Origin of the sequence: Actinomycetospora straminea (assembly GCF_028737255.1) — a bacterium.
Taxonomy (GTDB): domain Bacteria; phylum Actinomycetota; class Actinomycetes; order Mycobacteriales; family Pseudonocardiaceae; genus Actinomycetospora; species Actinomycetospora straminea.
On sequence record NZ_JAQZAN010000012.1, the window covers coordinates 1 to 19,910 of the forward strand.

19 protein-coding genes and 1 pseudogene are annotated in these 19,910 nt (G+C 75.0%); 4 read left to right on the forward strand and 16 right to left on the reverse strand.

Going from position 1 to position 19,910, the window contains the following annotated elements:
• On the reverse strand, positions 1–1,635 hold a 1,635-nt coding region (locus PH190_RS16715), incomplete at its 3' end, for a DUF222 domain-containing protein (RefSeq protein WP_274232666.1).
• 255 nt (positions 1,636–1,890) lie between these two features.
• Positions 1,891–2,334 carry a tRNA (N6-threonylcarbamoyladenosine(37)-N6)-methyltransferase TrmO gene (tsaA, locus tag PH190_RS16720; RefSeq protein WP_274232667.1) on the reverse strand — a complete coding sequence of 148 codons (444 nt, stop codon included), beginning with the start codon at positions 2,332–2,334 and terminating at the stop codon, positions 1,891–1,893.
• A 46-nt stretch (positions 2,335–2,380) separates the two neighbouring features.
• On the opposite strand from tsaA, the gene PH190_RS16725 reads away from it, so the two are divergent.
• A complete protein-coding gene (locus tag PH190_RS16725) occupies positions 2,381–2,989 on the forward strand; it encodes a TetR/AcrR family transcriptional regulator (RefSeq protein WP_274232668.1) in 609 nt (202 codons plus the stop codon).
• Between the two features lie 38 nt (positions 2,990–3,027).
• On the opposite strand, the gene PH190_RS16730 is transcribed toward PH190_RS16725, so the two are convergent.
• From PH190_RS16730 to PH190_RS16745, 4 genes are all read right to left on the reverse strand, one after another.
• Positions 3,028–3,453 carry an ATP-binding protein gene (locus PH190_RS16730; RefSeq protein ID WP_274232669.1) on the reverse strand — a complete coding sequence of 142 codons (426 nt, stop codon included), beginning with the start codon at positions 3,451–3,453 and terminating at the stop codon, positions 3,028–3,030.
• 245 nt (positions 3,454–3,698) lie between these two features.
• Entirely contained in the window at positions 3,699–4,922 is a 1,224-nt protein-coding gene (locus PH190_RS16735) for an acyl-CoA dehydrogenase family protein (protein ID WP_274232670.1), read from the reverse strand.
• Positions 4,919–5,893, reverse strand: a complete 975-nt coding sequence (locus PH190_RS16740; protein WP_274232671.1) for an SDR family NAD(P)-dependent oxidoreductase — start codon at positions 5,891–5,893, stop codon at positions 4,919–4,921. The genes PH190_RS16735 and PH190_RS16740 overlap by 4 nt, the downstream gene beginning before the upstream one ends.
• Positions 5,894–5,949: 56 nt before the next feature.
• Positions 5,950–7,530: an alpha/beta hydrolase gene (locus tag PH190_RS16745; protein WP_274232672.1), complete on the reverse strand. Its 1,581-nt coding sequence runs from the start codon at positions 7,528–7,530 to the stop codon at positions 5,950–5,952.
• Positions 7,531–7,618: 88 nt separating this feature from the next.
• On the opposite strand from PH190_RS16745, the gene PH190_RS16750 reads away from it, so the two are divergent.
• A complete protein-coding gene (locus tag PH190_RS16750; protein WP_274232673.1) occupies positions 7,619–8,689 on the forward strand; it encodes an ATP-dependent DNA ligase in 1,071 nt (356 codons plus the stop codon).
• 77 nt (positions 8,690–8,766) lie between these two features.
• On the opposite strand, the gene PH190_RS16755 is transcribed toward PH190_RS16750, so the two are convergent.
• The 10 genes and pseudogenes from PH190_RS16755 to PH190_RS30835 all read right to left on the reverse strand — a co-directional run.
• On the reverse strand, positions 8,767–9,372 hold the full coding sequence (locus PH190_RS16755) for an alkaline shock response membrane anchor protein AmaP (protein ID WP_274232674.1): 606 nt from the start codon (positions 9,370–9,372) through the stop codon (positions 8,767–8,769).
• Positions 9,369–9,902, reverse strand: a complete 534-nt coding sequence (locus PH190_RS16760) for a DUF6286 domain-containing protein (protein ID WP_274232675.1) — start codon at positions 9,900–9,902, stop codon at positions 9,369–9,371. The genes PH190_RS16755 and PH190_RS16760 overlap by 4 nt, the downstream gene beginning before the upstream one ends.
• A gap of 3 nt (positions 9,903–9,905) precedes the next feature.
• A complete protein-coding gene (locus PH190_RS16765) occupies positions 9,906–10,361 on the reverse strand; it encodes an Asp23/Gls24 family envelope stress response protein (protein ID WP_274232676.1) in 456 nt (151 codons plus the stop codon).
• A complete protein-coding gene (locus PH190_RS16770; protein ID WP_274232677.1) occupies positions 10,358–10,537 on the reverse strand; it encodes a hypothetical protein in 180 nt (59 codons plus the stop codon). The genes PH190_RS16765 and PH190_RS16770 overlap by 4 nt, the downstream gene beginning before the upstream one ends.
• A 52-nt stretch (positions 10,538–10,589) precedes the next feature.
• Positions 10,590–10,877 (reverse strand): hypothetical protein, encoded by a 288-nt coding sequence (locus PH190_RS16775; protein ID WP_274232678.1) that lies wholly within the window; start codon positions 10,875–10,877, stop codon positions 10,590–10,592.
• Positions 10,874–11,263 carry a hypothetical protein gene (locus tag PH190_RS16780; protein WP_274232679.1) on the reverse strand — a complete coding sequence of 130 codons (390 nt, stop codon included), beginning with the start codon at positions 11,261–11,263 and terminating at the stop codon, positions 10,874–10,876. Before PH190_RS16780 ends, PH190_RS16775 begins: the two co-directional genes overlap by 4 nt.
• Complete coding sequence (locus PH190_RS16785) at positions 11,260–11,763, reverse strand: Asp23/Gls24 family envelope stress response protein (protein ID WP_274232680.1); 504 nt, start codon at positions 11,761–11,763, stop codon at positions 11,260–11,262. The genes PH190_RS16780 and PH190_RS16785 overlap by 4 nt, the downstream gene beginning before the upstream one ends.
• A 150-nt stretch (positions 11,764–11,913) precedes the next feature.
• The gene (locus tag PH190_RS16790; protein WP_274232681.1) at positions 11,914–12,675 is read right to left on the reverse strand and encodes a pyrimidine reductase family protein; all 762 of its coding nucleotides are present in this window, start codon (positions 12,673–12,675) and stop codon (positions 11,914–11,916) included.
• The gene (locus PH190_RS30830) at positions 12,672–12,800 is read right to left on the reverse strand and encodes a DUF3072 domain-containing protein (RefSeq protein ID WP_274203621.1); all 129 of its coding nucleotides are present in this window, start codon (positions 12,798–12,800) and stop codon (positions 12,672–12,674) included. Before PH190_RS30830 ends, PH190_RS16790 begins: the two co-directional genes overlap by 4 nt.
• Positions 12,801–12,908: 108 nt before the next feature.
• Positions 12,909–13,097, reverse strand: a pseudogene (locus tag PH190_RS30835) (DUF3072 domain-containing protein); the annotation flags it as partial.
• A gap of 582 nt (positions 13,098–13,679) precedes the next feature.
• On the opposite strand from PH190_RS30835, the gene gltB reads away from it, so the two are divergent.
• Positions 13,680–18,281 carry a glutamate synthase large subunit gene (gene gltB, locus PH190_RS16805; RefSeq protein WP_274232682.1) on the forward strand — a complete coding sequence of 1,534 codons (4,602 nt, stop codon included), beginning with the start codon at positions 13,680–13,682 and terminating at the stop codon, positions 18,279–18,281.
• Positions 18,274–19,737: a glutamate synthase subunit beta gene (locus tag PH190_RS16810; protein ID WP_274232683.1), complete on the forward strand. Its 1,464-nt coding sequence runs from the start codon at positions 18,274–18,276 to the stop codon at positions 19,735–19,737. The genes gltB and PH190_RS16810 overlap by 8 nt, the downstream gene beginning before the upstream one ends.
• Positions 19,738–19,910: the final 173 nt, after the last annotated feature.

A 19,910-nucleotide genomic window follows, 5' to 3' on the forward strand; every position in this document is an offset into this window, starting at 1 on the left:
GGGGGGTGGGGGGGGGGGGGGGTGGGGGGGGGTGGGGTGGTGGTGGGGGTGGTGGGTGTGGTGGGTGGCGTGGGCGGGGTCGAGGTGCTCGTCGGGTGCGCGGCCTGCGGTGTCGTCGGTGAGGTGGGGGAGGCGGCGGTGGAGTTCGGTGAGCAGGGGCGCCCAGGTGGGGTGGTCGGCGGGGTCGAGGGCAGCGAGCAGCGTCGTCGGGACCTGGAGTTCGACGATGGCTGGTCCGTGTCGCCCCCGCCGCCGGTCGCGGCGGGGGCCGGGTGGTCGCCCGGCGGGTGAGCTCGGCTCTCGTGGCGGCTGGTCGGGTGGGTGGGGTCGGTGGCGGGCGAGCAGGAGGTGCTGGAGGCGGCCGGTGTCGTCGGTGAGCACGATGCGCCATTCGCCGTGGTGGTAGCGGGTGAGCAGGTTGCGGGCGGTGGGCGCGAGGGCGGTGCCCCAGCGGGGGATCTGGGCGGGGAGGTCGTCGAGGCCGAGGGCGGTGGTCAGCCGTAGCCGGACCTCGACGGTGCCGTCGCGCACCACCGGACCCGACGGAGCCTGGTCGTCGGCTGCCGCGTGGGCTGCTTCCCCGCCCGGGTCGACGTCCTGGTCGCGGTCGTCATCGGAGGCGTCTGCGCGCCCGTGCTGGTCGGGTCCATCGCCCGGCCCGCCGCTGCCCTCGCTGCCGGCACGTCCATCCGGGCCGCCGCGGTCTCGGCCGCTGTCGTCGGCGCCGTCGCCGGGAGGACCGTCGCCGGGGCCGCTGTCGTCGGGGCTGTCCCGGTCGTCAGGGCCGCCGTTGGGCCCGTTGTCGGGGCCGGGCGGCGGCTGGTCGCCGGCACCGTCGGGCTGGTCGGGCTCGTCGGGTGGGGTGAGGCGGGTGGTGAGCAGGTCGAGCAGGGTGTCGTCGTCGAGGCCGGCGGCGGTGCCGTCGAGCAGGGTCAGGTAGACCTCGGCGCGCAGGGCCTCGATCCGGATCGGTACCCCGCGGCGGCGCAGCCGGGCGGCGAGGGCCTCCAGGCGGGCCATGCTGACCGCGGCGCGCTCGAGGGGCAGGTCGTGGCCCGCCAGGTTCGCCGTGCCGGTCGGGTTGCGCGAGGCCAGCACCCGGGCGCGTTTCTCCGCGGCCTGCTCGCGGCGCGCGGCCCAGTCCGGGTCGAGGGCGGCGGCGAGTTGCTGGATGCGTTCGATCAGCGCCCCGACCGGCAGCCGCGGTGCCTCGGGCAGCACCTCGGTGCACACGTGGTGGGCGTGGTCGTCGGCCAGGTCGCGGGTCCAGTCCGAGACCACCCGGGCCTTGGTGTCCTCCAGTTCCCCGCCGCGCATCGCGGCGTGGACCTCGGGCAGCCGGCACAGCAGGTCGTCGGCCAGGTCGAGCCAGCGGCAGGCCATCGCCCGCGACCAGCCCAGCGCGGCGGCTGCCTCGTCGCCGGAGAACTCGTCGAGCAGCGCCCGGCGACCTTTCCGGCCCTCCTCGGTGCGCCCGGCCTCGTGCAGCGCGGTCAGGAAGCGGGCAGTGGCCTGGTTGCGGGCCCGGAAGCAGTCGCGCGCGAAGTCCACCACCTGCGCGCTGGCCAGCTCGGCCGGGTCGACCGCGTCGAGGACGTCGACCGGCCCGCCGGGGTCGAGGTCCGCGATGCCCATGACCAGGACGCTAGACCCGACCCCCGACAGTCCCGGACGATCTTCGTGCTGGTCACCGGCCAGGTGCGACGCCGAGGACCCGGCCGCCGGGCCCTGCCACCGCCGTCCAACGCACCCTCGACGGCGTGTCGCGCATCGAGGATGTGGCGATCCTGGCGTTCAACGCCAGCGAGGACGCACGGCTGGCACAGCCGCCCACCCCGACGGTCGCGAGCTCGAGGAGACCGCCGACGTCGCCGAGGCCCTCGTCGCCCGCTACGGCGAGGCGCCGCCCCCGGGGTCGTGACAGCGCTCGCCGACGGGGCCGAGGACGGGCTTGATGTCGACGACCGGGGTGCCGTCGATGGCCTCGAGGTCCGACACCCGCAGCTCGGTGCCCTCGACCGCCAGCACGCGCACCTGGTGCAGGCCGAGCGGGTTCGGGCGGTCGGGGGAGCGGGTGGCGAAGATCCCGGTCTCGGGCGCCTGCGGGTCGTCGCGCGGGTGGACGCGCAGCACCGAGCGGTCGGCGCGGTCGAGCCACGTGATGAGCAGGACCTCCTGGCCCACGGCGAGGTCGCGCACGGCCGGGGCGAGGTCCGGCTCGAGGGTCACGACGGCCTCGGGGCCGCCCTCGTCGCCCTGGCACGGCGCCTGCGACCGGTCGGTCAGCGGCGAGGAGACGCGGCCGAGCACGCGCAGCACGGGTTCGTCGGACACCCCTGCACCGTAGGCCCGGGACGCCCCCGATCCGTACCCTGCGATCGTGCCTCGCCTGACCTCCCCCCGCGCCGAGGCCACGGCCGCGACACGGTCCGGGCTGGTCGAGGCGGCGACGGCGCTGTTCGCCGAGCGCGGGTTCGCCGAGACCTCCATCGACGACGTCGCCGCGGTCGCCGGCATGACCAAGGGCGCGGTCTACCACCACTTCGCCGGCAAGGCGGCCCTGTTCGAGGCGGTGTTCTCGGCCCGCGAGGCCGAGGTCCACGAGCGCCTGCGCACCGCCCTCGACGCCGCCCCGGACCACCTCGTCGGCGCCCGCGCCGCGCTCACCACGTTCCTCGAGGCCTGCAGCGAGCCGACCTACGGGCGCATCGTCTTCCGCGACGGCCCCCTGGCGCTGGGCTGGGAGCGCTGGCGGGAGTGCGAGCTCGACTACGCCTACGCCTTCATCGCCCGGGTCCTCGACGGTCTCGCCCGCGAGGGCAACCTCGTCACCCCGCCCGGCGCGTCCTACCCGACGCTGGTGCTCGGGATGCTCTCCAGCGCCGGACAGCTGCTCGGCCAGGCGCCGCCGGAGCAGCACCCGGCGCTGCGCGCGGAGCTGCTCGGCTTCTTCGACCAGGTCCTCGCCGGGCTCACCGGCGGACGCTGAGCCGACGACGCCGGACAGACCGACGACGCCGAGCAGGTCTACTCGGCGGCCGCCGCCGGCCCGCGCTGCTGACGCAGGGCGACCGTCGTGCCCCGCGACGTGTGCCGGACCGCCACGCTGTCCACGCTGCGCTGCATCAGCACGAACCCACGCCCGCGCGGGGCGTGCGAGCCCTGCGTGGCCGGCGCCGCGGCGTCGGACCACTGCCCGTTGTCGGTGACGCGGACGTTCACCGCGTCCGCCTCGCACCACAGGGTCAGCTCGATCGTGCCGTCGGTGCCGCCGGGATAGGCGTGCTCGACGGCGTTCTCGACGGCCTCCGACACCGCGATCAGCACCCGCTCGCGCGTGTCCTGGTCGATGTCGAGGCCGGCGAGCCAGTCCCGCGCCTCGTGTCGCATCCGTTGTGACTCGTCGGCTCGCGCCGGGTGCACCGCCCGCGCGAACTCCACCGCATCCGTCATGACTCCCCGCCCCCCGATCTCGACCCTTTCCCGGACCCTCGGCGACCGCACGGTCACCTCGTGTCACCGGGCCTGGCTGCCCACCGTGGCGTCCCTCGCACCGCGAGGTCGACCGCCGACATCGCGAGCGGTTCGTTCCGCACGATCGACGGGTGAACGGTGGGGGACACCCCTCGATGAGGGCCAACGACCGGGTGAACGCGGTGCTCCGCGTCCGGGGATCGGATCTTCCCCCGGACGGCGGGTCACCGCAGGAGGGCGTCCGAGATGATCTTTCTCTGGATCTCCGAGGTGCCCTCGAAGATCGTCGTCAGGCGGGCGTCGCGCCAGTAGCGCTCCACGGAGTGCTCCGTCGTGTAGCCGTTGCCGCCGAAGATCTGCAGCGCGTCGCTGGTGACCCGCTCCGCCGTCTCCGAGGCGAAGAGCTTGGCCGACGACGCCGCGACGTCCCCGCCGGGCGCGCCCTCGTCGAGCAGCCACGCCGCGTGCCACCACAGCGCGCGGGCGGCGTCGACGGCCGCGGCCATGTCGGCGAGCTTGTGGCGCAGGGCCTGCTGGTCGGCGATGGGGTGGCCGAACTGCTCGCGGCGCCGGCTGTACGCCACCGCGTCCTCCAGCGCCCCGCGCGCGAGCCCCACCGCCCGCGCCGCTGTCTGCACCCGGGCCGTGCCGAGCCAGCGCAGGCTGTCCTTGAAGCCCTGGCCCTCCTCCTGCCCCGTGTCCTGCAGCGCGTCGGCGGGCAGGCGCAGGCCGTCGAACTCCAGCTGCCAGGTGGTCAGGCCGAAGTAGCCGATCTTGTCGATGGGCGTGCCGGTGACGCCGTCGGGGAAGCGCCCGCGCTCCTTCCCGACGAGGAACAGCTCGAGGCCGTCCGAGCGGCTCTCGCCCTCGCGCGGCGGGCGGGTGCGGGCGAGGAGGTGCAGGAAGTCGGCCGAGAGCGCGTGCCCGACCCAGCGCTTGGTCCCGTCCACGACCCACGCGGAGCCGTCCCGTCGCGCGGTGCACTCCACCCCGGCCAGGTCGGAGCCCGCGTGCGGCTCGGAGAACGCGATCGCCCCCACCCAGCGGCCCGCAGCGCTCGCCCGCAGCAGCTCCGCGCGGCGGTCCGGGTCGGGCGAGGCGCAGCCCGTGCCGTTGCCGCGGGCGATGATGCTGCCGACGCTCATCCAGGCGCGGGCGAGCTCCTCGGAGACCAGGCAGTACTCGACCACCCCGAGTCCCAGCCCGCCGTGCTCGGCGTCGACGAGGATCCCGAAGTGCCCGAGCTCGGCCATGCGCGCGAGCAGCGACGGCGGGATGTCCTCGCGGCGCGGGTCGAGCTCGTCGGCGACGGGCAGGACCTCCTCCATCGCGAACGCCCGTGTGGTCGCCTGCAGCTCGCGGCGGGCGGGGGTCAGGAGGGCGGCGTCGGCCGGGGCCGCGGTGTGCACCTCGTCGAGGCCGCGCCGCGGCCAGCTCGACCGGCTCACCGGGCCGACCCGGCGGTCGCGTCCACGCACAGCGTCCACAGGGCCGCCCGCGCCTGCGGGGTCTCGGCGCCGCGGGGCAGGTAGTGGGTGGGGCGCGGGGCCCGGTCGTGCCAGAACACGCCGGTGCTGTGGCCGGGCTCGGGCGCGGCCTGCAGCCACACGGCGGTGTCGGCGCCCTGCTCGTCGGTGCGCAGCAGGGGTGCCGTGACGCGGTGGAAGCCGGGCATCGAGCTGGCGACGCCGGGGGTGTCGGCCCAGCCCGGGTGCATGCTGTGGACGACGACGCCGTCGCCCGCGAGGTCGTCGGCGAGCAACTCGGCGAGCACCACCTGCATCCGCTTGGTGCGCGCGTAGGCCGCGCCGCCCGAGTAGGTGCCGGTGCGGAACTCGGGGTCGTCGGTGGGCAGCGACGCGGTGTACATCCCGCCGGAGGAGACGAACACGACGCGCGCGGGCGCGGTCGGGCTCGCCCCGGCCCGCAGCGCCGGGCGCAGCTCGCGGGTCAGGAGGAACGGGCCCAGCACGTGCGTCGCCAGCGCGAGCTCGTGGCCCTCGGCGGTCTCGGTGCGCTCCGCGGGCATGACGCCGGCGTTGTGCACCAGCCCGTGCACCGCCGCCTCCCGGTCGCGGACCTCGGCGGCGTAGCGGCGGACGTCGGCGAGCGAGGACACGTCGCACGCGGCGACCTCGACCGCCGCCCCCGGGTGCTCCGCGCGCAGGTCCGCGGCGGTGCGCTCGCCGCGCGCCCGGTCGCGGACGACCATCTCGACCCGCGCGCCCAGCCCCACGAGCCCGCGCGCGGTGGCGGCCCCGAGGCCGCCGGCCGCGCCGGTCACGAGGATCGTCCGTCCGCTGAGGCACCCGGACGGCAGCGTGCGCCAGCCCGCACGCCGCGCGGCGTACCCCAGACGGGAGTAGCCGGGCACGACCAGGCGGTCCAGCGCGGCGTCGACGAGGCGGGGGAGCTGCACGGGGGCAGGCTAACGAGACCCGGGTCGCGGGGCGCCGGGGACGCACCGGAGGAAGATCACGGCGGGCACACCGTCCCCTGCTGGGGCAGCACGCCGTCGCGCAGGTAGCCGCCGACGGCGGTGCGGACGCACGGCGTGGCGGGGTAGGCGCCGTGGCCCGCGCCGAGCCAGGTGACGAGGCCGGCCGACCCCAGCTGGGTCGCGACGCGCTCGCTGCCCGCGAGCGGGGAGAGCGGGTCGCCGCGCGTGCCGATCACCAACGACGGCGGGCCGGCGGCGCTGCTCGGCTCGGGGACGTCGACGGGCACCGGCCAGGAGCTGCACAGGAGCGCGTCGTGCGCGAAGTACGCCCCGAACAGCGGCTCGGCGGCCCGGGCGCGGGCGGCGTCGCCGGCGACCTGGTCGAGCGTGGGCCGCTCCACGGTGTCGTTGCAGGTCAGCAGCACCGAGGCGTCGAAGCCGCCGCCGTCGGCCTCGGCGGGCGCGAGCAGGTCGAGGACGCCGCTCGGGTCGCCCTGGCCGGCGGCCGCGATCGCCGTCGCGAGCTCGGGCCACTGCGTCGGCTCGGCGAGGCCGGTGACGAGCGCGCGGGTGGCGGTGCCGTCGGTGACCTGCCGGCCGCCCGGCGCGGCCAGGGGCGCCGCGCGCAGGTTGGTGAGGATCCCGGTGACGGTGCTCGCCGGGTCCGGGCCCAGCGGGCAGTCGGGGCGCGCCGTGCAGTCGGCGGCGAACACGGCCAGCGCCTCGCGGGCCGCCGCCGCGCGCTCGCGGGCGCGCTGGGAGAAGGAGGTCGTGGGGTCGGCGACCCCGTCGAGCACCGTGCGCCCCACCGACGACGGGTGCCGGCGCGCCCAGGCCGCGAGCACGCCCGCGCCCTCGCCGACGCCCACCACGTGCATCCGCTCCACACCGAGGGTCGCGCGGACCTCCTCGAGGTCCTCGGCCTCGACACCGGTGCGGAAGTCGGTGAGCGCGGTCTCGAGCACCTGGGTGCAGGTGCTCGCCGCGGACGCCGCCGCGTCGCGCAGGGGGCCGAGGGCGGCGGGGTCGGCGGCGAGCGGGTCGGCGTCGACGAGCGCCTCGCGCACGGTCGGCGTGATGCAGTCGACCGGCTCCGAGTTGCCCGTGCCGCGCAGGTCGACGCCGTAGAGCGCGGTGCCCGCGAGCACGGGCTCGGGCGCGGTCGCGGCGAGGCGCACGGCCCGGTCGCTGCCCGAGGGCCCGCCGGCCTCGCCGACCACGACGATCGGGACCGGCCCGCCGGGCGGGACGGGCCCGACCGTCACCTGCAGGACGCCGATCTCCGCCCGCGACGAGCCGCCCCCGCCGACGGGCACGCTCTGGCAGCCGAAGCGGAGGTCGCGGCCGCCCAGGTCGGCGGGCGCGAGCGTGCCGCGGATCTCCGCGGTGCAGTCGGAGAAGCCGGCGGGCGCGGCGGGCGTGGGCAGCAGGGGCGGGAGCAGCGACGGCGCCGGACTCGGCACGCCGGTCTCGGGCGCCGGCTCCGGGACGGCCGGCTCGTCGACCAGCGTCGCGACCGGCGGCCGCTGGGAGGGCCCGATCGCGCAGGCCCCGAGACCCAGGACCAGGACGACGCCGAGCACGAGCACGGCCGCCCTGCTGACGGGTCGCGGCACGCAGCACCTCTCCTCGCGCGGGTGGTTCTCCCCGGGGAGTCTGACGGGCACGGGTGGCGTCGGCGTGAGGGGGCGGAACAATGCTGCCGTGGACCTGCCCGTCATGCCGCCCGTCGCCCCCATGCTGGCCAAGGCCGTCGCGGAGATCCCCGCGGGCCAGCGGTACGAACCCAAGTGGGACGGCTTCCGGTCGGTCGTCTTCCGCGACGGCGACGAGGTCGAGATCGGCAGCCGCAACGAGAAGCCGATGACCCGCTACTTCCCGGAGCTCGTCGAGGCCGTCCGGTCCGCGCTGCCGCCGCGCTGCGTCATCGACGGCGAGATCGTCGTGGTCGACGCCGAGGGGACGGGCCTGGACTTCGAGGCGCTGCTGCAGCGGGTGCACCCGGCGGCCTCGCGGGTGAAGAAGCTGTCGGAGGAGACCCCGGCGCACTTCGTCGCGTTCGACCTGCTGGCCCTCGGCGACGACGACCTCACCGGCCGCCCCTTCACCGAGCGCCGCGAGCGCCTGGCCGAGGTCGTCGGCGGCCTCGAGCGCCCCGACCTGCACCTCACCCCGATGACCGAGGACGTCGACACCGCCCGCGACTGGTTCGACCGCTTCGAGGGCGCGGGGCTCGACGGGCTGATCGCGAAGAAGGCGGACCTGACCTACCAGCCCGACAAGCGGGTCATGAGCAAGATCAAGCACGAGCGCACCGCCGACTGCGTCGTCGCCGGCTACCGGGTGCACAAGTCGGGGCCGGACGCGGTGGGCTCGCTCCTGCTGGGGCTGCACACCGAGGACGGGTCGCTGCAGAGCGTCGGCGTGATCGGCGCCTTCCCCATGAAGAAGCGCCAGGAGCTCTTCGCCGAGCTGCAGCCGCTGGTGACCTCGTTCGAGGGCCACCCGTGGGCGTGGGCGGCCCAGGAGGAGGGGACGCGCACGCCCCGCGAGGCCGAGCACAGCCGGTGGAACGCCCAGAAGGACCTGTCGTTCGTCCCGCTGCGCCCGGAGCGCGTGGTGGAGGTCAAGTACGACCACATGGAGGGCGTGCGCTTCCGGCACACCGCGCAGTTCAAGCGGTGGCGCCCGGACCGCGACCCGGCGTCGTGCACGTTCTCCCAGCTCGACCGGCCGGTGCGGTTCGACCTCGCCGAGGTGCTGACGGCTCGTTGATCCGCCGAAGCGGGTCGACCGTCAGCGCTCCTTCGTCGCGCTCTCGGCCGCCGCCGGCGGTGGCGGCCAGGTAGGAGCTACTCCACCCGCGCCGGCGTCGGCGCCGCGGAGGCGTCGAGCTCCAGGCGCACGGCGGTCGGCAGGGCCGAGACGGCGAAGGCCTCGCGGGCGCGGGCGAGCACCCGCCCGTCGAGGTCCGCCCACACGTCGCGGACGTCGGTGCCCTCGACCAGCGTCAGCGCGATGCGCAGCGCGGGCTTCTGCGGGGTGCCGACGAGGCGCACGCGGGCCCGGCTGACGCCGTCGATGGTCTCGGCGTCGTGGCGCACGGCGTCGGCGACGGCCGCGTGCTCGACGACGAGCCGCTCGCCCGGGAGCTCGGAGAGCGCGACGTCCGGGCGTGGCTCGGGGCGCAGCGAGCGCACCACCCAGGCGATGCCGACGACGAAGAGCACCACGCCGACCCCGATCGCGATCCAGCGGGTCGCGGTCGCGTGGGTGCCGATCCAGGACACGAGCAGCGGGTCGATGACCGGGCGCTGGGCCCGGAAGGTCCCGAACACCCCGTAGCTGACCAGCAGCGTGAGCACCGCGGCGGCGACGAGGACGAGACCGAGCAGCGTGGTGAGGACGCGGTCGCGCCCGGCGGAGCGGGCGACGGCGCGCCGCGAGCGGCGGCTCACTTGACCCCCTTGGTGGTGGTGACCGACACCGCGACGCGCGGGCGCCGGGCCAGCGGGAGGCGCAGCAGCGTCTCGTCGACGCGCTCGCGCAGCGACGCGCGGACCTCCTCGGCGGGGTCGAGGGTGGCGGCCTTGACGGTGATCTTCTTGGCGGACGCGACCACGGACGCGGAGACGACGTCGTCGTGGGAGCGGACGTCGTGGCCCACGGCCCGCGCGAGCGAGCGCGGCGACGTCGTCACGGTGACCTCGGGGACCGGGTCGGCGAGGTAGACGTCGTGGCGGCGGGCGACGAGCCCGAGCAGCAGCACGAACAGGCCGACGACGCCGACGACGATCGCCACGGCGCGCACCGAGCCGGACTGCCAGGTCAGGCCTTCGACGGCCGCCCGCCAGGAGGGCCACGGCACCACGAGGGGGCTCGCGGCCGGCGCCACCCACAGCGTCACGGTCTCGACGACGATGCCGAGCCCGACGACGGCGAGCAGGAGCGCGAAGAGCGGTGCGAGCACGCGCAGGAGCAGGCGCACTTCTCACTCCGTCCGTGAGGCGGGGGTCCGGGGGGCCCGGAGGGCGGGGTCGGTCAGCGCGGACACGCCGATGTCGAGCGAGCGCACGCGGTAGGGGGTCAGGGCCTGCACGCGCTCGCGCACGTGGTCGCGCACGGCGGCGGCGCTGTCGGCGATCCGCGCCGGGTAGGCCAGCGGGACCTCCAGGCGCAGGTCGACCTGCTCGCCGTAGCCCGAGACCTTGGCGCTGGTCCCGGACTCGCCGAGGTCCAGCCCGGCGAGGCGGCGCTGGGTGCGCACCGTGCCCGCGGTGTGGTCCGCGGCGTACTCCGCGATCTTGCGGACCACCGACAGCGCCACGTCGAGACGGCCGCGCTCGGCGGCGTCCTCCCGGGCGGGGTCGGTCCGCGGGGTGAGGGTGACCATCGACGGGGCCGGGGTGGGCGCGGTCTCGTCGGTGGCGTCGGTCGGGGTGCTCATCGGTCGCGGCCGCGCCCGACGAACTGGTTGACGTCGAGCTCGCCGTCGAGCACGCGGCCCACGACGAAGCCCAGGACACCGAGCACCAGGGCGATGAAGAAGCCCTGCAGACCGCCGGCGGCGGCCGCCACGCCCAGGATGAGGCCGACGAACAGGCCGGCACGGGTGGCGCTCATGACCACTACCTCCACGATGGATGTCGCCCCGCGGTGGGCGGGGCGGGGAGAGCTACAGCACGCGGGCGGACCCGCGGCGGGGGTCGTACCGCCGGGCCAGGCGGCGCCCGAGCCGCCCGAGCCGGGCCAGACGGCGGTCGCTCACGGCGACCACCGGCGCGTCGAGCCGGGGGTCGTCCGCGGCGGGCCACCGGCCGGCGGCGGCCGACGGGCGAGCCGCCCGGAGGGCCGCCAGGCCCTCGCGGAACGCGACCGGGTCGCCGCCGACGTCGGGGTGGTGGGTGCGGACGAACGCGCGCAGCGCGGCCCGCGCGTCGGTGCCGGTCGTCGGCCCGGTCATTCGGGGAACTCCAGGTCGGTGACGGTGACGTCGACGCGCCGGTTGCCCGACGCGGCGGCGACGATCCGGCGCAGCTCGGCGGCCGTCGCCCCGACCGGGGCGCCGAAGCGCAGGACGACCCCGATCCGGTCGGGCTCGCCCGCGTCCCCGAGCACGATGCCGGGCAGCCGGCGCCCGGGCAGGTACGTCGCCAGCGTGCCGAACGGGCCGCCCGAGAGCGCCGCCACCGCGGGGTGGGCGAGCAGCGCCTCGGCGATCCGTTCGGGCAGCGGCCCGAGACCCGGGGCCTCCGGCGACCCCGGGCTCACGGCGGCCCCCGCCGGCCGGGCGTCGGCCGGCGCTGCGGCCGCTGCCGACGCTGCCGCGGCCGGGTCGGACGTGCTCACTCGACGCGCGTCGTCGGCTGGGTCGACGGCTGCTCGTCGTCGCCGGTGTCGTCGCCCGGCATGTGGATGTCGTTGACGGCGATGTTGACCTCGATGACCTCGAGGCCGGTCATCTGCTCGACGGCGGCGATGACGTTGCGGCGGACCGCGCGGGCCAGCTCGACGATCCCGGCGCCGTACTCCACGACGATGTCGAGGTCGATGGCGGCCTGCTTCTCGCCGACCTCGACCTGGACGCCGGCGGCCTGCGAGGTGCCGCTGCCGCCGGGGATGCGCTCGCGGATCGCGCCGAAGGCGCGCGAGACGCCGCCGCCCATCGAGTACACGCCCGAGACGTCGCGGGCGGCGATGCCGGCGATCTTCTGCACCACGCCCGAGGCGATGGTGGTCTTGCCCTGCCCCGTGTCGTCGGCGAGGCGGGCCGGGGTGGCACCCCCGGTCCGACCGCTCGACACGGCTGCGGCCTCGGAGCCGGTGGCGGTGCTGGGGCTCTGCGTCATGATGGGGCGCTCCCTGTGCGCTCGCGGTGTCAGCGATGCTTCTGCCCGGGTCGGCCCGGTTGCCGACTCGGTACCCGTGGGACACGCACGCCGCCGATTCGTCATGCGGCGTCACCCGAAAAGACCACGTTCGTGACGCAGGTCTCCCGTTCAGCCCAACCGGTACCGCAGGAGCAGCCCGTCGTCGTGGGCGACGACGCCGGCCAGCCGCAGCGCGCGGGGCGGGTCGAGGGCGGGGCCGGTGACGATGCGCTCGGCGCCGCCGCCGGCCAGCTGCGGGGCGACGGAGAGGCAGAGCTCGTCGACCCGCCCGGCGGCGAGCAGCGAGCCGAACAGGGCCGGGCCGCCCTCGCAGAGCACGCGGTGCAGGCCGCGCGCGGCGAGGGCGTCGACGACGGCGTCGGGGTCGGTGGCGCCCGGGTCGTCGCCGCTGACCGGGACCACCTCGGCGACCCCGCCCAGCTCGTCGCGGACCCGCGGCGCGTGCACCGCGGCGGTGAGCACGAGCGGCGCCACCGTGGTGTCGGTGAACAGCGCCGCGGAGGGGTCGAGGTCGCCGCGGGTGCTGACGACCGCGATCGGGGGCACCGGCGCCTGCCCGCGGGCGACCCGGCGCTCGCGCAGCGCGGGGTTCGTCCGCGCGCCCCGGTAGCCCTCGGCGCGCACCGTCCCGGACCCGGCGAGCACGACGTCGGCGAGCTCGCGCAGCAGCCCGAAGACCTCCCCGTCCCCGGGCGCCTGCAGGCCACCGGAGACCCCGCCGACCGCGACCGCCCCGTCGGCGCTCGCCACGAAGTTGGCGCGCACCCACGGCCGGTCGCGCCGGGCGAGGTCGGCGGGGTAGGCGTAGACCTCGGCCAGGGCGGCGCGGTCGAGCTCGCCGTCGCGGCCGTCGGGCCAGACCAGCCTCACCGGCTCGTCTTCTGCCGCAGCTCGTCGATCGCCCGCGACGCCTGCGACTTGTTCAGCCCGGTCGGCGGCTCCTCGCCCGCCTGCTGCGCGAGCGTCTCGAGGTAGCTCGCCTGCGGGCCGGTCATCGGCTCGTCACCGGTCACCCACTCGGTGGTCGGCCGCTCCTGGCGGGACAGGTCGGGGGAGCCGCCGTCATCACCGTCGTCCCCGGACCCGGCGGGCGTCACCGCGCCCTGCAGCCGCTCGATCTCGTCGGAGGCCTGCGCCTTGGTGAGCCCGGTCGGCGGCTCCTCGCCCGCCTGGTGGGCGAGGGTCTCGAGGTAGCTGGCCTGCGGGCCGGTCATCGGCTCGTCGCCGGTCACCCAGTTGCTGTTGTCCTTCTCGGCGGACGACCCGGCGGGGGTGTCGCCGGTGGTCTTCACCTCGTGCGGGTCGGGGGTCGTGTCGCTCACGGGGTGCTCCTCGGTGAACAGTGGGGAGTGGATCGAACAGGCGTTCGAGGGCGCGGGTACCCCCTGCCGGCCGGGGGACACCTCCGCGGACACCCGATCGGTGGGCTACCCCGCGGTAGGACTAGGGCCTGCACTCTGGTCACACGGTGTGTCGTCGGTCAGACTGAGCGGCGTGTCGGGATCGGTCATGAGCAATCCTCGCTCGTCAGGCGGGGTCGCGGTCAGGTCGGTGGCCGGGCTGCCCCGCCGCGACCCCTACGGCGATCGGCGGGGGTCCGACAGACCCGCGCGCCGCTGACCGGCCCCGGAGCCCCGATCCAGGGGTTGCCGGGTTATGGCGATCAGCACTCTTTCGCCGGCGTCGGGGCGGTGCGCGGCGACGGCCGCGGAGGTTAACGTCGCATTGCCCCTCCGGTCGTCCACCACGGACACACGACCGGTGCGCCGGGGCCTGCCCGGGATCGAGCGCCGCCGCGCTCCCCGGTCCCCAACGACCACCACCGCCGGGACCCCGGCGACCACCACCTGCACGGACGACGATCGGAGGCGCACGTGGAGCGTGCGAGCGAGGGCCTCTACGACCCCGCGTACGAGCACGACGCCTGTGGCGTCTCGTTCGTCGCCGACATCGCCGGACGCCGTGACCACCGCACCGTCACCCGCGGCCTCACGGCACTGATCAACCTCGAGCACCGGGGTGCCCGCGGCGCCGAGCCGGAAACCGGCGACGGCGCGGGAATCCTCATCCAGGTGCCCGACGGGCTCTACCGCCCGCTGCTCGCCGAGGCGGGCGTCGAGCTCCCGGCGGCCGGCCGCTACGCCGTGGGCAACGGCTTCCTGCCCGTCGACGCCGACCCCGCCGACGTCGAGGAGATCGTCGCCCGCATCGCCGCCGAGGAGGGCCTCGAGGTCCTGGCCTGGCGCGAGCTGCCCGTCGACCCCGACCGTGCCGGCATCGGGCGCACCGCCCGCGAGGTCATGCCGCGGTTCCGCCAGCTCTTCCTCGGCCTGCCCGACGACGTCCACCACGTCGTCGACACGCCGAACGCGGGGGACGACGACGCCGGGATCGTCATGACCCTCGAGCGGCGCGCGTTCGCCGTGCGCAAGCGGGTCGAGCACGAGACGCGGGCCGCGGGCGTCGAGACCTACTTCCCGAGCCTGTCCGGGCGCACCGTCGTCTACAAGGGCATGCTCGCCGAGGAGCAGGTCGAGCCGTTCTTCGCCGACCTCGCCGACGAGCGCACCACCAGCTCGATCGCGCTGGTGCACAGCCGCTTCTCCACCAACACCTTCCCGGCGTGGAGCCTCGCGCACCCGTACCGCTACCTCGCCCACAACGGCGAGATCAACACGCTGCGCGGCAACCGCAACTGGATGCGGGCCCGCGAGTCGATGCTCGCCACCGGTGCGTTCGGTGAGGCCGAGCTCGACCGCATCTTCCCGATCGTCACGCCCGAGGCCAGCGACTCCGCGAGCTTCGACGAGGTGCTCGAGCTGCTGCACCTCGGCGGGCGCACGCTGCCGCACGCGGTGCTGATGATGATCCCGGAGGCGTGGGAGAACCACGCCGAGATGGACCCGGCCCGCCGCGCCTTCTACCGCTACCACTCCACGCTGATGGAGGCCTGGGACGGCCCGGCGCTCGCGGCGTTCACCGACGGCTCGGTGATCGGCGCGGTGCTCGACCGCAACGGCCTGCGCCCGGCGCGCTACTGGGTCACCGAGGACGGCCTGGTCGTGCTCGGCTCCGAGGTCGGCGTGCTGGACATCGACCCGACGACGATCGTGCGCAAGGGCCGCCTCGAGCCCGGCCGCATGTTCCTCGTCGACACCGTCGGGCGGCGCATCGTCGACGACGACGAGATCAAGGGCGAGCTCGCCGCCGAGCACCCCTACGACGAGTGGCTGCACGCCGGGATGGTCGAGCTCGCGGACCTGCCGTCGCGCGAGCGGGACAAGTTCGACCGCCAGGTGCTGATGCGCCGCCAGCAGACCTTCGGCTACACGGGCGAGGAGGTCTCGCTGCTGCTGCGCCCGATGGCCCAGAGCGGGGCCGAGGCCACCGGGTCGATGGGCAACGACGCGCCGCTGGCGCCGTTCTCGTCCCGCAGCCGCGTCCTGTTCGACTACTTCGTGCAGCTGTTCGCGCAGGTCACCAACCCCCCGCTCGACGCCTACCGCGAGGAGCTCGTCACCTCGCTGCAGGTGCAGCTCGGGTCGGAGACCAACCTGCTCGACGCCTCACCGGCCTCCTGCCGGCGCGTCGTGCTGCCCCTGCCCGTGCTCGACGACGACGAGCTCGCCCAGATCGCCGGGATCAACGACGACGGCGACATGCCCGGCTTCGCGCCGTACCTCGTCTCCGGGCTCTACGACGTCGCCGGCGGCGGGGACGCGCTGCGCGCCCGGCTGACGGAGATCCGCGACGAGATCTCGCGGGCCGTCGCCGACGGCGCGCGCGTGATCATCCTGTCGGACCGCCACTCGGACGCCGACCACGCGCCGATCCCGTCGCTGCTGCTCACGGGTGCGGTGCACCACCACCTCGTCCGCGAGAAGACCCGCACGCGCGTCGACCTCGTCGTCGAGGCCGGCGACGTCCGCGAGACCCACCACGTCGCGCTGCTGCTGGGCTACGGCGCGAGCGCGGTGAACCCCTACCTGGCGCTCGACTCGGTCGACGACCTCATCGACCGCGGCGTCATCACCGGCGTCACCTCCGGCACCGCGACCCGCAACGTCGTCGAGGCGCTGGCCAAGGGCGTGCGCAAGGTGATGAGCAAGATGGGCATCTCGACCGTCGCGTCCTACATGGGCGCGCAGGTCTTCGAGGCCATCGGCCTGGGCACCGAGGTCGTCGACGACTGCTTCGCCGGCACCACCTCGCGCCTCGGCGGCGTGGGCTACGACGTGCTCGCCGAGGAGGTGGCCCGGCGCCACCGCCAGGCCTGGCCCGCGGACGGCGTCAAGGCCGACCACCGCGAGCTCGTGGTGGGCGGCGAGTACCAGTGGCGCCGCGAGGGCGAGCTGCACGTCTTCAACCCGCACACGGTGTTCAAGCTGCAGCACTCCACGCGCACCCAGAACTACGACACGTTCAAGGAGTACACGCGGGCGGTCGACGAGCAGAGCTCCTCGCTGCTGACGCTGCGCGGGCTGTTCGGCTTCCGGACCGACGAGAGGACGCCGGTCCCGATCGACGAGGTCGAGCCGGTCTCCGAGATCGTCAAGCGGTTCAACACCGGCGCCATCTCCTACGGGTCGATCTCGCAGGAGATGCACGAGGTGCTCGCCATCGCGATGAACCGCCTCGGCGGGCGCTCGAACACCGGCGAGGGCGGCGAGGACCCGGGCCGCTTCACCCGCGACCCGAACGGCGACTCGCGCCGCTCGGCGGTCAAGCAGGTCGCCTCCGGGCGCTTCGGCGTCACGAGCGAGTACCTCGTCAACTCCGACGACATCCAGATCAAGATCGCGCAGGGCGCCAAGCCCGGCGAGGGCGGGCAGCTGCCCGGCCACAAGGTCTACCCCTGGATCGCGAAGACCCGGTACTCGACGCCGGGCGTCGGCCTGATCTCGCCGCCGCCGCACCACGACATCTACTCGATCGAGGACATCGCCCAGCTCATCCACGACCTCAAGAACGCCAACCCGCGGGCGCGCGTGCACGTCAAGCTCGTCTCGCAGGTCGGCGTCGGCACGGTCGCGGCGGGCGTGTCCAAGGCGCACGCCGACGTCGTGCTGATCTCCGGGCACGACGGCGGCACCGGCGCCTCGCCGCTGAGCTCCATCAAGCACGCGGGCGGTCCGTGGGAGCTGGGCCTGGCCGAGACCCAGCAGACGCTGCTGGCCAACGGCCTGCGCGACCGGATCGTCGTGCAGACCGATGGGCAGCTCAAGACCGGCCGCGACGTCATCATCGCCGCGCTGCTGGGCGCCGAGGAGTTCGGCTTCGCGACCGCTCCGCTGGTCGTCAGCGGCTGCATCATGATGCGCGTCTGTCACCTCGACACCTGCCCGGTCGGCGTCGCCACCCAGAACCCGGTGCTGCGCCAGAAGTTCGACGGCAAGGCCGAGTACGTCGTGGCGTTCATGGAGTTCGTCGCCCAGGAGGTGCGCGAGCACCTGGCGGCGCTGGGCTTCCGCTCGATCGAGGAGGCGATCGGGCGCACCGAGGTGCTCGACACCCGGGCCGCCGAGTCGCACTGGAAGGCCGAGGGCCTCGACCTCTCGCCGATCCTGCACCGGCCCGCGCCGCCGCCGAACTTCGCCGGCCAGACGCTCCACCAGAGCAAGCCCCAGGACCACGGCCTGGAGAAGGCGCTGGACCACACGCTGATCCAGCTGGCCGAGGGCGCCATCGCCGACGGCACCCCGGTGCGCCTCGAGCTGCCGGTGCGCAACGTCAACCGCACCGTCGGCACGATGCTCGGTTCCGAGGTCACCCGTCGGTGGGGTGGCGACGGCCTGCCCGACGACACCATCGACATCACGTTCACCGGCTCGGGCGGCCAGTCGTTCGGCGCCTTCCTGCCGCGCGGCGTGACGATGCGGCTCATCGGCGACACCAACGACTACTTCGGCAAGGGCCTCTCGGGCGGGCGGCTCTCGGTGCGCCCGCACCCGCAGGCGCCGTTCGTCGCCGAGCAGAACATCGTCGCCGGCAACGTCATCCTCTACGGCGCCACCGCCGGCGAGGCGTACCTGCGGGGCAAGGTCGGCGAGCGCTTCTGCGTGCGCAACTCCGGCGCGGTCGCGGTCGTCGAGGGCGTCGGCGACCACGGTTGCGAGTACATGACCGGCGGGCGCGCGGTCATCCTCGGCCCGATCGGCCGCAACTTCGCGGCGGGCATGTCCGGCGGCATCGCCTACGTGCTCGACCTGACCGAGGGCCGGGTCAACCACCAGATGGTCGAGCTCGAGGTCGTCGGCCCCGACGACGTCGAGGAGCTGCGCGGGCTGGTGGAGAAGCACTACGCGGCCACCGACTCCGCCGTGGCCCACGACCTGCTCACCGACTGGGACGCCGCGGTCCCGCGCTTCACCAAGGTGATGCCGACCGACTTCAAGCGGGTCCTCGCGGCCACCGCGGACGCCGAGCGCGACGGCCGCGACGTCAACGAAGCGATCATGGAGGCGGCTCGTGGCTGACCCCCGGGGATTCATGACCACCGGCCGGGAGCTCCCGCGCCGCCGGCCGGTCGACATCCGCATCAAGGACTGGCACGAGGTCTACGAGGAGCTCAACCCGGCCACGCTGCGCAAGCAGGCGGGTCGCTGCATGGACTGCGGCATCCCGTTCTGCCACCAGGGCTGCCCGCTCGGGAACATGATCCCCGAGTGGAACGACCTGGTCTGGCGCGACGACTGGGCCGAGGCCATCGAGCGCCTGCACGCGACCAACAACTTCCCGGAGTTCACCGGGACGCTGTGCCCCGCGCCGTGCGAGGCCGCGTGCGTGCTCGGGATCAACTCCGACCCCGTGACGATCAAGCAGGTCGAGATCGAGATCATCGACCGGGCCTGGGACGAGGGCTTCGTGCGCCCCGTGCTGCCCGAGTCGAGGACCGGGAAGTCGGTCGCCGTCGTGGGCTCCGGGCCGGCGGGGCTCGCCGCCGCCCAGCAGCTCACGCGCGCCGGGCACGACGTCACCGTCTACGAGCGCGCCGACCGCATCGGCGGGCTCCTGCGCTACGGCATCCCTGAGTTCAAGATGGAGAAGAAGCGCCTCGACCGTCGCCTCGAGCAGATGGTGGCCGAGGGGACGCGCTTCCTCGCGGGCGTCGAGGTCGGCGGCCCCGCCGAGACCGACCTGACCGTCGAGAAACTGCGCGCCGACAACGACGCCGTGGTGCTCGCGGTCGGCGCCACGGCGTGGCGGGACCTGCCCATCACCGGCCGTGAGCTGCACGGGATCCACCAGGCGATGGAGTACCTGCCGCCGTCGAACAAGGTCCAGCAGGGCGACTACGAGCGCTCGTTCATCGACGCGGAGGGCAAGGACGTCGTCGTCATCGGCGGCGGCGACACCGGCGCGGACTGCGTCGGGACCGCCCACCGCCAGGGCGCGCGCTCGGTGACCCAGCTCGAGATCATGCCGGTCCCGCCGTCGGAGCGGCCCGCCACCAACCCGTGGCCGACCTACCCGATGATCTTCCGGATCTCCTCGGCGCACGAGGAGGGCGGCGAGCGTCTGTTCTCGGTCAACACCGAGGAGTTCCTGGGCGACGAGGACGGGAACCTGCGCGCGCTGCGCCTCGTCGACGTCGAGCGCGTCGACGGGAAGTTCGCGCCGGTCGAGGGCAGCGAGCGGGAGATCCCCGCCCAGCTGGTCTTCCTCGCCATGGGCTTCCTCGGGCCCCAGAAGGAGGGGCTGCTCGACAGCCTCGGTGTCGACTACGACGAGCGCGGCAACGTCCGCCGCGACGGCGACTACCAGACCTCGGTGCCCGGCGTCTTCGCCACCGGCGACGCCGGGCGCGGCCAGTCGCTCATCGTCTGGGCCATCGCCGAGGGCCGCTCCGCCGCCGCGGGCGTGGACCGGCACCTCACCGGCCGCGACGTCCTGCCGCGCCCGATCAACCCGACCGACCGGGCGATGGCCTGAGGGCACCGGTCCGGGACGAACGAACGGCGCCTTCGCTGCTTGCGGAGCAGCGAAGGCGCCGTTCGTTTCTCGGGGGTCTGCGCAGATGGGCGCGCCTGCACCCGCACGGGCGAGCGGGCGACGTCGCAGCGGACGCGCTGTTCGCTGCTTCTACGCGCGCGAAATCCCCGTTC